The sequence below is a fragment of the Terrimonas ginsenosidimutans genome, from assembly GCF_022012415.1.
GTDB lineage: Bacteria > Bacteroidota > Bacteroidia > Chitinophagales > Chitinophagaceae > Terrimonas_A > Terrimonas_A ginsenosidimutans.
Window position 1 is genome coordinate 1 of sequence record NZ_JAKLTR010000030.1, and the last position, 12294, is coordinate 12294.

Genomic DNA, 12294 nt, shown 5'->3' on the forward strand with positions numbered 1-12294 from the left:
CACCTCGCTTGAATTCCGGACAACGGTCAACGGACAACGGTCAACGGTCAACGGTCAACGATCATCCCCCTTCTCCTTCTTTGGCACTTTAGTTGAAAGAAGTATGCAGAAATGCGTGTACTATGGAAAGAGGATTTTATATTACGTTGAATATCAAAACCGGATCCGGTTTTGAAAAATATGGAAAATTCTTTGTCGGCGAAGATGAGGACACCTCGTTAGCTATTTTCAGGAAAATGAAAGGTACTGAGGATGCGGATGATAAAAACTTCCTTCAGGTAGATTTCGTGGAAATGAAAGAGACCTTGCCGCTTAACATCAAAATGCTTAGCTGCACTCTGGATGAAATGACGGAGAATTTCAGGACAATTACAAAAGAAATCTTCAAACGTTTTAACCTTAAAATGTAATAAACTCACCATCTCCATTATCACTCCGGACCTTATCACATCAGGACGTATGTTAATAACAATTAACATAATATTCGTAAAACTAAAAGTTTAGTTATACCGTTTTTTCCTTTATTTTTACTGCATAAGTATAGCCATGGAAAAAACCAAACTGCTCGTTCTGCTACTGGCCATTCTAGTACTGCCAGCCATCTCGTTTGCACAAAAAGGCGTGTTGTCGGGTACACTTACCGATACCTCCGGCAAGAAGCCTATCGTATTTGCAACGATAACAGTGTTCAGCGCAAGGGACACTGCGATCATCACCTATCGCTTAAGTGATGAACAGGGAAAGTTCAAAGTGCCCTCTCTTCCTTTTCAAAAAGAGCTCAGGGTCGTAGTTACGGCAACAGGATCCGCCGTATGGCGAAAAGAGTTCACCCTTACGGAAGAATCTCCAACACTCGAACTTGGTACCCTGAAACTTGAGGCTGATGTAAAAGAAATGGAGGAGGTACTGCTAATATCAGAACGCCCGCCAGTAGTGGTCCGTAAAGACACGATTGAATTTAATGCAGCCGCATTCAAAACCTTACCAACAGCCCTCGTTGAAGACCTGCTGAAAAAGATGCCCGGTGTTGATGTTGACCGTGATGGAAATATCATGGTCAATGGCCGGAAAGTAAACAGATTACTGGTTGAAGGCAAAGAGTTCTTTGGCAGTGATCCGAAGATCGCTTCGAAAAACCTTCCGGCGAACCTGATCGACAAAGTACAGGTCACTGATGACAAAGAAGAGTTGCTTCGTAATCCTGATCTCACTGCCGGTGAAGTTGGACAGGTGATCAACCTGAAATTAAAGAAAGCAATTAAACAGGGATGGTTTGGGAAATTGTATGCAGGGGCTGGTACAGAAGACCGGTTTGAAGGCGGCGGAATAGTGAACATGTTCCGTGATACCCTGCAGGTAAGCCTGCTCGGTTACACAAACAATCTTAGCCGGTCCGGCTTCAGTATGCAGGATGTTATGAATATCGGTGGCTTCTCCCGGAGTAACGTCAACATGCTCTCTATTAGTAGTGAAGGAGGTTTTGCGATCAATGATATTTCTTTCGGCGGGATGGGAGGCGGCGGAATTCAGCGCTCTTCAGGTGGCGGTATAAATGTCAACACGCTACTTGGGAAAAGAACAACGCTGAGCATGCAGTATTTCTATGGAGAAAATAAAACAACAACGGGTCAGCGGATCAACAACGAGCAATTTTTTAACGACACCACACTTACCACCCGGACGATCAACAGCGGCGAAGCTTATGACAAATCACATCGCATATCCGGTACTGTTAAGATCAAGATTGATTCATTTTCATCCACGCTGGAATACAGACCTTCATTCACTTTCACCAACTCAGATGCAACTTCACTGACACAGATCGAATCATTCAGCAATTTTGAGCCAAAGCTGAACGAAAGCACAAATGAACTGCGTCGCAGCAGTGACGGATTTGCCACAAGTCACGAACTTTACCTTAATAAGCAATTCCGAAAAAAAGGCAGGACATTATATGCTTCGATAACGGTCGGTTATAACTCCGCCGAAACTCCGCAGTTCAATGATGCAGAGAATATATTTTATAAAAATCCGTCGACCACTTCCCTTCGCCAGTTACGCCAGCAGGATCAGAATTCGCTTAATACAAGGGCATATCTGGGATACAACGAACCACTGACCAAAAAGATGTCTTTACGCCTGAACCAGACCACTGAATATTTCAGCAATAAGGATTATATAGACACGTATGAGTTTGATCCGCTGACAGGAGAATACATCATTCCGGATCCTGATCTCACCAATGGATTAGAAAGATCAGGATGGCGTAACACTACTTATGGTGGCTTACGATTCGCGCCAACTGCTAAGTTCAACTTCACGGCAGGAGCCAATCTTCGTACCCTGAACCTCGACAATCAGTTCAGAAAAAATCCTACCATCAGGCAAAATTATACGTATGTGATGCCTTCGTTGAATGTAACTTATAAGCAATGGAGCATGAACTATAATGCGAACCTGAGAGAGCCAAACGCAACAGATCTTCAGCCTGTCGTAAATAATACAAATCCACTCTACCAGTCTTTTGGTAACCCGGATCTTAACCCTACTGTTGCGCATAGTGCCGGCATTTATACCTATATCAACAATATAAAGAGACAGCTCACCTTTAACTTCAATACAAACTTTACTTACAACCAGGACGCGATCATCAGAGAAAGATCGGTGAGTGACAACGGAGTGCAGACCACAAGACCGATCAACGTGGATGGCACCTGGAATGCCTCCCTTAATCTCAATGTACGTAAGCAATATAAATTCAGCAGTGTCCTGAAGTTCTCTACAGGTATGAACCTTAATGCGAACTTAGGGAGAACATTTGTCATAATAAATCAGAACCGGAGCAATGCCACCACGACCAGCCTCTCTCCATCAGCGAACTTCACACTGAACTGGAATGATAAGTTTGAATTTACGCAGCGGTATGGCCCGAGCTTTAATAAAACCACGTACGAATCCAACGCTTACCCATCACTAGAAGTCTGGAGACATTCCACAAGCACAGAAGTTATTGTACGTATGCCGAAACACATTGTATGGGAAAGTACACTTGATTATTTCTATAATCCGCAGGTGGCTCCCGGTATTCAAAAATCATCATTCCGCTGGAATGCCGCAGTGAATGTCCTTTTCCTTAAACAGGATAAAGGTCAGTTGAAGCTGTCTGTATACGACTTGCTGAATCAGAATATCAGCGTAATGCGCAGTGTGAGAGAGAACTATATTCAGGATACAGAATCGATCATTCTTCGCCGTTATTTCCTGTTAACATTTACGTATAATATCCGCAACTTCGGAGCGAAGGTCGGTGGCAGAAATAACGGGTTCATACTGTTCTGATTAAAAACCCAAAAAGTAAAAAGCTTCAGTCGGGAAAGACTCTCCTGACTGAAGCTTTTTACTTTTTGACTTTTTAATTAGAATTATTATCGATCATTCTTTCAACATCCACCTCCGTACCCGTAAACGGTCCGGACGCCATTACTTTCAAACCAGCCATTGCTGACGCAAATACGGCGGCCTGATCAGGAGCAACACCTTTCGCTCTTTGATACAGGTATCCTGCCATATAAGTGTCTCCACAACCTGTAGCGTCTATAGCGGGGCCGTTAATAAAGGCTGGTATATCATAATACTGATCATTTGTTAATATGACGGAACCTTTACTGCCGAGCGTGATCAGTACTTCTTTTACTCCCCAGCTTGCGAGGATCGCGGCGCCTTTCCGGATGTCTTTTTCTCCGGTGAGCACGTGCATTTCCTCTTCATTGGCCTTCAATACATCCACGTAAGCAAGCAATTCCTTTTTAGCGGGCCAGTCGACAGGATACACCGCATGTTCCCGCACTTCCCGTAAAAATCCCTGTGCATCCATTGATACGATTCCTTTTTCCGACAAAAAGCGGATCAGGTCGCCAGGGATATCACCCGCGAGTAAAGGTCCAAGATGAAAGATGCGGGCCTCGGTCCCTTCCAGTTGTGCTGTATGGAACGGGTCTGACTGAGCCCAGACCTTTTGTTCCCGGTGATCCATATCCTCCCGGTAAATATTCTCGAAGCAAACGGTTTGTTCGCTGTCAAATGCCTTGATTTCAATCCCCTGGGAGTTAAGCATCTCCACAAACCGTTTCTCGGAGGGTGCAACTGCCGTTACCAGCAGGTAACGCACATCCATTTGCCGGATAGCGTTGGAAAAATAATAGGAAGTGCCGCCGGGCATTTCCACCTGCCGGCCGGGGGTCACAATTTTATCAAGCGTAATATGTCCTACACAACAGATATCGTACATGCAATTGTATTATAAGGGCGCAAAAATACCGATTTCCTGAAACCGCTTGCAGCTTCAGCAGTTCAATCCCTCAGTTCATTTTGATAAAAAAACAGTTAGTTCACCACGCACCAATAGCAAGACCCTGATTAGCTAGCTTTACCCTATTGCTGCCATCCCAACCTACCACCGCACTACGCATTTTCAACAACACAAACCTTATCAACCATGCAAAAAATTCTTGCGGTGGCCGCAATGGTCATTCTTTTCTCGTGTAGCAAACCGGACAATCAGGATCCTGATCCAACCCCCGGCGGCGGCGGTGGCCAGAATCAATCACTGAAAATCAATGAGGTAAGCCCAGGGGATGTTAATCCAAATACTGTTATGATCATCATCAATGGCTCGGGATTTGGCAGCAAAGTGGAGGATAATGAAGTGCTGTTCGGAACGGTACCCGCAATCATTAGGACCGCCGCGATCACCCAATTGGTTACTGAAGTTCCGCTCGCTCTTGTAGACGGACCTTACGATGTAAGCGTCAAGGCTAATGGCAGATCGGCTACAAAAACAGGTGCCTTCCGCTATTCAGCAGGTGACCTGGAGATAGTAACCGTCACACCAGCATCAGCATTTCCTGGTACCACATCTATAACATTGAATGGCAGAGGATTTGGAAGAATACCGGCAAACAACCAGGTAAAGATCGGGACCATGGTGGCCGTCGTAAAAACTGCAGTTGCCAATCAATTGGTCGTAGACCTTCCCGCCAATATTAAAACCGGTACCTATGATGTGACGGTAACTGCAAACGGCAAAACATTCACCAAAGAAAAAGCCCTGATCTATGACCAAACAGTTGTGACCACATTTGCCGGTTCTGGTACCGGAGGAAGTGCAGACGGCATGGGAACGCAGGCGCAGTTTCTCCAACCCCTTGGCATAGCGGTGGACGCGGATCGTAACCTGTATGTCACCGACCTGAACCGTATCAGGAAGATCACACCTGCCGGGCAGGTAACCACCTATGCCGGCAGCGGCATAAAAGGATCCGCCGACGGTCAGGCCAACACGGCGCGCTTCGATATGCCCTCATCCATTGCAATAGACCAGGCGGGTACTTTATATGTAGCTGACCAGTTCAATCATTCCATCAGAAAGATCAGCACCAACGGGATAGTGAGTACGATCGCAGGGAACTCCACCGCAGGCAGTAATAACGGGACAGGAACTGCGGCTTCATTCGCCCTGCCTTATGGAGTAGCCGTAAACCCGGCGGGAACTGTTCTTTATGTAGGAGACAACGGAAACAATAAGATCCGCAAGATCAACCTTGTAACAAACGAAGTTTCCGACTACGCAGGTGATGGCACGAATTCTTCCAAAGATGGCGAACTGCTCAAAGCAGGCATTCCCTCTCCAGGCGGCTTGCATCTTGCTGCTGATGGAACATTATACGTAACAGAAAAAGGAGCCGGAAAGACCCGCAGGATCAGTACGGGAGGCTTTGTCAGCACGATCGGCGGCATACTCAGCGTGAATACTGCCCCCTGCCAGATAGTGGTCGATCAGGAAGAAACCGCTTACGTGGTTTTCAAAAGAAATAATCATATAAAGAAATACACCAAAGCCGGAGTTGAGTCGGTGATCTTCGGAGGCAACAATTCCGGCGATACGGAAGGGCCAGCCAGCCAGGCTCTTTTCTTCACCCCGGAAGGCATTGCCATGATCGAAGAAAATGACGGTACAAAGACGTTTTATATAAGTGACACAGGTAACAGAAAGATCAAGAAAATAGTATTAAGTAAATAGGACGGAGAATAGAGAGAGAGCCCGGCTCGTATACTTACGATGCCGGGCTTTTCGTATTTATCTTTTATACAGAAAACAATAAGGCTGTTGGGAATGATGGCAATCACGTACCTTCATTAAACCATCAACTATGGGAACACCATCTTCCTCAATTATTATCTCCACGTATAACTGGCCGGAAGCCCTCGAGCTTTGCCTTAACAGTATTTTACTTCAAACAGAATTGCCCGGAGAGATCGTTATAGCAGACGACGGCTCAGGATCTCCAACCAGGCAGGTGGTAGACGCCTTTAAAAACAGATCCCCAGTGCCGGTCAAACATATCTGGCATGAGGACCAGGGTTTCCGGCTGGCCGCTATCCGCAACAAAGCGATCGCCGCTGCCAGCGGAAACTATATCATACAGATAGATGGCGATATTCTTTTGCATAAATACTTTATTGCCGATCATTTACGTTTTGCAAAAAAGAAAAGCTTTGTGAGAGCCAGCAGGATCTACCTCGATGATAGTTTGACCAAAAAATTGCTGCACCTTAAGCAAAGCAAAATTTCCATCCGGAATAAAGGCGTCACCAATAAAACAAGCGGCATCAGAGTACCCATTCTCTGGCCACTTTTTGAGACTAACTATAAGAATAAAGGCCTGGAACGGTATGAAATACATGGTTGCAATATGGCCTTCTGGAAAGACGACGCCATCAGCGTGAACGGCTACAATGAAGACTTTACCGGCTGGGGTTCGGAAGACAAAGAGTTCGTCGCCCGATTGCTGAACGCCGGTTATGAAAAGCGATTCCTGAAGCTGGGCGGCATCGCATTTCACCTGTATCACCCCATCAACCCCAAACCCCGACTGGCACATAATGAACACCTGTTGGAGGAAACGATTCGTTTGCAGCATAGTTTTTGTATTAACGGAATTAACAAATACCTGACACCTGCTTGAGAAAAAACGACCCTTCAGCCGCCCTGCTCATCTCGACCTATAACTGGCCGGAAGCGCTTGATTTAGTTTTCCAAAGTATACTGCATCAAACCCGTATGCCGGATGAGGTCATTATCGCTGACGACGGATCCGGGAATGAAACGAGAAAAGTAATCGACGCTTTCCGGGAAAAATGCCCTGTACCTGTGCGCCACTTCTGGCAACATGATGACGGCTTCAGGAAAACGGAGATCATCAACCAGGTCATTTCTTATACCGATTGCGCTTATATAATTCAAATTGATGGAGACATCATCCTTCACCCTAAGTTTATTGAAGACCATTTACGCGTGCAGGAACAGGGGACCTATATCCGGGCAAGCCGGGTCCTGCTGAGTGAAGAAAAAACAAAAGAGCTTCTCTTTTTAAAAAAATATGCCCCTCCATCCATATTCTCAAACGGCATTAAAAACCGCATCAACGCGCTCCGTCTCCCATTGCTGGCGTTTTTTCTCACCAAACGCAGAAGACGTTCCGATAATATTCACGGATCAAATTGTGCCTACTGGCGTGCTGACTTTATTGCCGTGAATGGCTATAATAACCAGATGCAGGGCTGGGGGCATGAGGACATTGAACTTGCCGCACGGCTGGTAAATGCCGGCATACTTCAGAAACGCGTGAAGCTTCTGGCGATCGGATATCACCTTCACCATACTTATAATGACCGGGGGAGGGCAGCCTTTAATCATGGCATCTATCTCCAGGTCGTCAATAGCGGCACAACTACCTGCGCAGATGGTTATCTTCAGGTCAGAAAGGACGCTATACCAATTACAACACCTATCTCAAGTAAGGCATTGTAGCTAAGCTCAGGCGAAAAATACATAATACAGCGTGAGCAATACCCCCATAAAAATCATCTTTAGGATCTTATAACGGTTCAGCCGGAATGGACTGGGATTGGGTTTTACAAAGCCCAGGTCGGCCCTTCGCATAATACCTTTCCAGGTATTGGCGGATAATGCCGCGTATAAATAACCCGCTTCATATACCGTCCTGATCCAGGTCAGCTGAAATGCTATTGCCACAGAGAACACCCTCGCTTTTACCCATGCCCTGATCAGGTTCGTAAAAACCTCCGCAACAATCACACTCGTCCCGATTGCAAAAAGGGAATGCACAAACCCAAACGTGATACCCAACGGAAGAAGGATAAGCAATAAAGCCCAGATCTCCATCGAATTGGCAAAATCAAGATAGGTGTACCGGTAGATATGCGGCAACCTTGCGATCTCGCTGCCTCCGCCGCCATATCTGAATAACCGACCTGTCTGAACTTTACCATTGTTCCACCAGGGATGTTTCACTATAGCCTCCGGAACAGACCTGTACTCTTCATTATACAAAAAGCTGCTCCGTACCATGAAATCAATATCTTCCCCGCTTTTTTGCAAGGACACGTCAAACAAGGCAGGATCCATTTTTGAACGGTTGAGCATCACATTCGCCGTAGGAGACCATACCATGGACGGCTTATATTTTGCAAGATCAAAATGACCGATCGACCCATTGATGATCAGTGCGTGTGTAGTAGCATTGATCGGTTCGGGGAATTCGGTCACCCCTACAAAACCAATAGCGTCAGGATACTGGTCTATCGCTCTGGTGTAAGCTTCCAGCAGACCCGGCATTGGCAGTACATCATCATCAAGAAAAAGGATCCATTTAGCCGAACCGGCATGGATCCCGATATTGCGGGTGCCGCCCGGACCGAGATTCTCAGGATTTACGATCAGCCGGATCCTTCCCTCCTGCTGCCACGCGGCAATCACGGCGGGGATCTTCACATCCGGATTATCCGCTATAAGAAAAAAACGGATCGTCCAGCCTGCCGGCTGATCCATACTGATCAAAGGATCCAAAAAGGAGATGTCCAATCTGTATGATGGAATAACAATATCTATGGACCGGTATAAAGACATTATATCAAATATAGTATATAGCTCTTTCTGCCAGAGACGTTATGTGGTCGTTTTTATTTATTTTACACCGCTCCACACACTAACCGGTCATACTAATATTACTCATTTGAAAAAAGTACTTTATTTCTTTCCATTAAATCCTGCCGACCGGAACAGCGGCAGCATCTCAAGAGCATTAGGCCTGTTGAACTATTTCCGTGACAGAAGCATGCAGGTTGATTTTATCAGCAAACTACATTGGGGACGTTATACAAAGGAAACCATTGAGGCTTTTGAAAAAGCAACACTCGCCACGAATCTTTGGGTGCTGAGAAGAAAACCCGTCAAAACGAATTCGCTCCATTATTTTTTTTCTTACAAGATCAAACACATCCTGTTTGAAAAGAAGCTGCGAAGAGCAAAACATTCAATCCCTAATCATACCACGCTGCATCTGCGTGATCAGTTCGACGCTATTCTGCAAAAGAATAAATATGATTACATCATTATCAGCTATGCTTACTGGGCGGACCTGATCAGAGATAATCCTTTTCTGCAGCATGCGGTTACGATCATTGACACCCATGACCTGCTTACATCCCAGCACCAGCATGATCCCGGGATCAATATCGGTGCGGCAATGGGAGATGAATTGCAAAGAGTTGGACAGTTTGATCAGATCTGGGCGATCTCGATGGAAGAGACTTACTTTTTCAAACAGTTCTTCCCCGGCAAGGTCCATTTTATTACAATGATGAAGGATGATCCGATGCCTGAGCCTAAGCCTGCCGAGTTTGACCTGATCTATGTAGCAACACATAGCCCCCATAACCAACGATCTGTCAAATGGTTCCTGGATGAGGTGTACCCTTTACTTCCTGCAGATCTGAATATTTGCATCATCGGAAATATACTTCAGCATGTTCCGCAAAACATCCCCAATATCACCCGCATTGAGTTTGCCGGGAAGCTGGATGATTACTACAACAGGTCAAGCGTTTCTATCTGTCCCATGCTCTCTGGAACCGGGATCAAGATCAAAGTAATAGAGGCAATGGCATTCGGTTTGCCCGTAGTTTGTACCACCGGCGGTATAGACGGCATTCCCGATAAAAGCAATAACGGTTGCCTTGTCGCAAATGATGCAAAAAGCTTTGCCGGGAATATTATGCTGCTGCTCAACAACGATACGGAATATAAAAAACAAAGCGAACTGGGAAGGGCTTACTTTAAAAAACATTTTTCAAAGACGGCCGTTTATGCGGATCTCGACAAGGCATTGAACATTACACCGTAACAACACAGGCATTCACTACATACACATAAAGCTTTGGAAAAAATCGTTCTCTATATCAAAACATACAAGCCCGACTATGAACGGGCAGAGAATCTTCTTCGCTCTATTGAGAAGTTCAACAGGGATGATATTCCTGTATACATGTCAGTAAACGATATGGATCATGATTTCTTCCGGAAGAGGATCAAAGGAAACATCATACTGATAAAGGACAGCGAGATCGTCACCTGCAAAAATATGACACATGGCTGGGTCTATCAGCAGATCGTTAAAGCCCAATTTTACAAGCTTGGAGTATGCCATAATTATCTTTGCATTGATTCGGACAGTGAATTTATCCGTGACTTTTATGTCAGCGATTTCATGTATGATGACAACACGCCGTATACTATCATGCATGAAGGGAAATCTTTTCTTGACACGATGGAGATCATCGGTCATGATTCCTCAGAACTTTTCTATGTAAAGGCGCTCAGCTCGGTCCGCGACCACTTCGGCACACATGGTAAACGATGGGACTATGGACCTTCACCGTATCTGTGGTCAGCCAAAGTATGGCAGCATTTTCATGAGCATTATCTTGAACCGAAAGGTTATACATTCGAAAGCTTTCTTGCCGAATTACATCAGTCAGCTTTGCCATCCGAAACTGTCGTTTATGGAGAGTACCTGCGAATGACAAAACTGATCGATATCTGGCCGGTAGAAGGTTTTTTCAAAGTGTATCATTATAAGAAACAATTTGAACTGGAATCACCCTATTTTGATATTGACCGGTTGAAAAAAACTTACATGGGCATTATTAAGCAAAGCAACTGGCATGTTGTAAAAAAGAAAAGATGGTACACTTTCTTCAAATAAGTTTTAAAATCCGGACTGATCCCGAAGGCAATATCAATCCATCTTATGTAAGCTTTGTCTAGCGAAGATTACTGATCCCCGCCTGCCGCCCTTTTATCATTGCCAGGAACCTGCATGGTTCCATCGCTGTTAAAAACGCAATGACCCATAGGCTCCACTGTATTTGAACCACCTGATGGCGGTGCATTTCCGTTCTCACACCTTGTGTTCCTCATAATTCCATTGTACCTTGTGATCATTACCGGAACTCCTCTTCTATTAATTGATGATTCGCCATTGCACCTGCTTTAATACCAGCGGCAATCACCACACCCACCGATCGGAATAGCGTGCTGTTATCTCCCGCGGCAAAAATGCCATGAACATTGGTATGCTGAAAATCATCAACCCTGATCAAACCTTGTTCATTCAACTCACAGCCCAGCTGCTGAGGAATAGTACAATGTTGCGTGAATGGGGCTTTCGCAAAAACAGCAGTCAGGGGATATGCTTTTCCGCTTTTCACGATCAATTGTTTCAATTCGCCACCTTTATGTTGCAGCTCTGTTATCTCATCTTCTATGATTTCAATGCCATGCGATCTCAAAGCAGCGGTCTGCTCCTCCGCAAGGGTGGATTTCCCATTGGTAAAAAGCTTCAAATCCTTACTCCAGTGATGGATCAACCTACTGTATTCATAGGCCATCTTCTCATTGGCGATAACGGCAAGCGGCGTATCCTTTACTTCGTATCCGTGACAATATGGACAATGCAATACCGAAATACCCCAGCACTCTGCAAAACCTTTGATGGAAGGCATGATATCGGTTACGCCGGTAGTGAAAATTATTTTTTTGGAACTGAATACATCCCCCTGCGATGTATGGGTCTCAAAATAGGTCTGACGATTATTCACTGCAATCGCAGTTCCATCATAAAAAGAAACTGTGTCGTAACGCATCACCTGCTCAAGAGCTTTTCGCCTGATCTCAGCAGGAGGTTCGCCGTCATGCGTGATCAGATTATGGGAATGCGGAGTTTGCCTGTTACAGGGATTATTATCGTCGATCACAAGAACGTATCTTTTCGCGCGGCCAAGGGTCATTGCAGCCGAAAGGCCAGCATAGCTTCCACCAACAATGATCACATCGTACAGTTGCAGTTTGCTCATAGTAAGAGTTGATTGTGA

The 12294-nt window shown here is 45.3% G+C and carries 10 protein-coding genes; 7 read left to right on the forward strand and 3 right to left on the reverse strand.

Translation table 11 applies throughout. From position 1 onward, the window contains the following. Positions 1 to 122 precede the first annotated feature (122 nt). Entirely contained in the window at positions 123 to 410 is a 288-nt protein-coding gene (locus LZZ85_RS27090; protein WP_237877031.1) for a hypothetical protein, read from the forward strand. A gap of 136 nt (positions 411 to 546) precedes the next feature. Then, positions 547 to 3339, forward strand: a complete 2793-nt coding sequence (locus tag LZZ85_RS27095; RefSeq protein WP_237877033.1) for a TonB-dependent receptor — start codon at positions 547 to 549, stop codon at positions 3337 to 3339. A 73-nt stretch (positions 3340 to 3412) separates the two neighbouring features. Here the strand turns inward: LZZ85_RS27095 and LZZ85_RS27100 are convergent, their stop codons facing one another. After that, entirely contained in the window at positions 3413 to 4288 is an 876-nt protein-coding gene (locus tag LZZ85_RS27100; protein WP_237877035.1) for a PfkB family carbohydrate kinase, read from the reverse strand. 207 nt (positions 4289 to 4495) lie between these two features. Here LZZ85_RS27100 and LZZ85_RS27105 point away from each other — a divergent pair, with 207 nt between their 5' ends. The 3 genes from LZZ85_RS27105 (at position 4496) to LZZ85_RS27115 (ending at position 7870) form a co-directional block, all read left to right on the forward strand. Continuing rightward, a complete protein-coding gene (locus tag LZZ85_RS27105; protein ID WP_237877037.1) occupies positions 4496 to 6079 on the forward strand; it encodes an NHL domain-containing protein in 1584 nt (527 codons plus the stop codon). Between the two features lie 130 nt (positions 6080 to 6209). Next, positions 6210 to 7025, forward strand: a complete 816-nt coding sequence (locus tag LZZ85_RS27110) for a glycosyltransferase family 2 protein (RefSeq protein WP_237877040.1) — start codon at positions 6210 to 6212, stop codon at positions 7023 to 7025. Further along, the gene (locus tag LZZ85_RS27115) at positions 7022 to 7870 is read left to right on the forward strand and encodes a glycosyltransferase family 2 protein (RefSeq protein ID WP_237877042.1); all 849 of its coding nucleotides are present in this window, start codon (positions 7022 to 7024) and stop codon (positions 7868 to 7870) included. Before LZZ85_RS27110 ends, LZZ85_RS27115 begins: the two co-directional genes overlap by 4 nt. A gap of 6 nt (positions 7871 to 7876) precedes the next feature. On the opposite strand, the gene LZZ85_RS27120 is transcribed toward LZZ85_RS27115, so the two are convergent. Then, positions 7877 to 8989 carry a glycosyltransferase gene (locus tag LZZ85_RS27120; RefSeq protein WP_237877044.1) on the reverse strand — a complete coding sequence of 371 codons (1113 nt, stop codon included), beginning with the start codon at positions 8987 to 8989 and terminating at the stop codon, positions 7877 to 7879. 106 nt (positions 8990 to 9095) lie between these two features. Between LZZ85_RS27120 and LZZ85_RS27125 the strand changes: the two genes are divergently transcribed. Together LZZ85_RS27125 and LZZ85_RS27130 are read left to right on the forward strand one after the other, a co-directional pair. Beyond that, a complete protein-coding gene (locus LZZ85_RS27125; protein ID WP_237877046.1) occupies positions 9096 to 10265 on the forward strand; it encodes a glycosyltransferase in 1170 nt (389 codons plus the stop codon). Between the two features lie 33 nt (positions 10266 to 10298). Continuing rightward, a complete protein-coding gene (locus LZZ85_RS27130; RefSeq protein ID WP_237877048.1) occupies positions 10299 to 11126 on the forward strand; it encodes a DUF6492 family protein in 828 nt (275 codons plus the stop codon). 238 nt (positions 11127 to 11364) lie between these two features. Here LZZ85_RS27130 and LZZ85_RS27135 read toward each other — a convergent pair whose 3' ends face one another. Continuing rightward, positions 11365 to 12276: an NAD(P)/FAD-dependent oxidoreductase gene (locus LZZ85_RS27135; protein WP_237877050.1), complete on the reverse strand. Its 912-nt coding sequence runs from the start codon at positions 12274 to 12276 to the stop codon at positions 11365 to 11367. Between the last annotated feature and the right edge of the window lie 18 nt (positions 12277 to 12294).

Bases quoted from the DNA above. Each gene is read 5' to 3' on its own strand.
- LZZ85_RS27090 (WP_237877031.1), top strand. From the start codon at position 123: ATGGAAAGAGGATTTTATATTACGTTGAATATCAAAACCGGATCCGGT.
- LZZ85_RS27095 (WP_237877033.1), top strand. From the start codon at position 547: ATGGAAAAAACCAAACTGCTCGTTCTGCTACTGGCCATTCTAGTACTG.
- LZZ85_RS27100 (WP_237877035.1), bottom strand. From the start codon at position 4,288: ATGTACGATATCTGTTGTGTAGGACATATTACGCTTGATAAAATTGTG.
- LZZ85_RS27105 (WP_237877037.1), top strand. From the start codon at position 4,496: ATGCAAAAAATTCTTGCGGTGGCCGCAATGGTCATTCTTTTCTCGTGT.
- LZZ85_RS27110 (WP_237877040.1), top strand. From the start codon at position 6,210: ATGGGAACACCATCTTCCTCAATTATTATCTCCACGTATAACTGGCCG.
- LZZ85_RS27120 (WP_237877044.1), bottom strand. From the start codon at position 8,989: ATGTCTTTATACCGGTCCATAGATATTGTTATTCCATCATACAGATTG.
- LZZ85_RS27135 (WP_237877050.1), bottom strand. From the start codon at position 12,276: ATGAGCAAACTGCAACTGTACGATGTGATCATTGTTGGTGGAAGCTAT.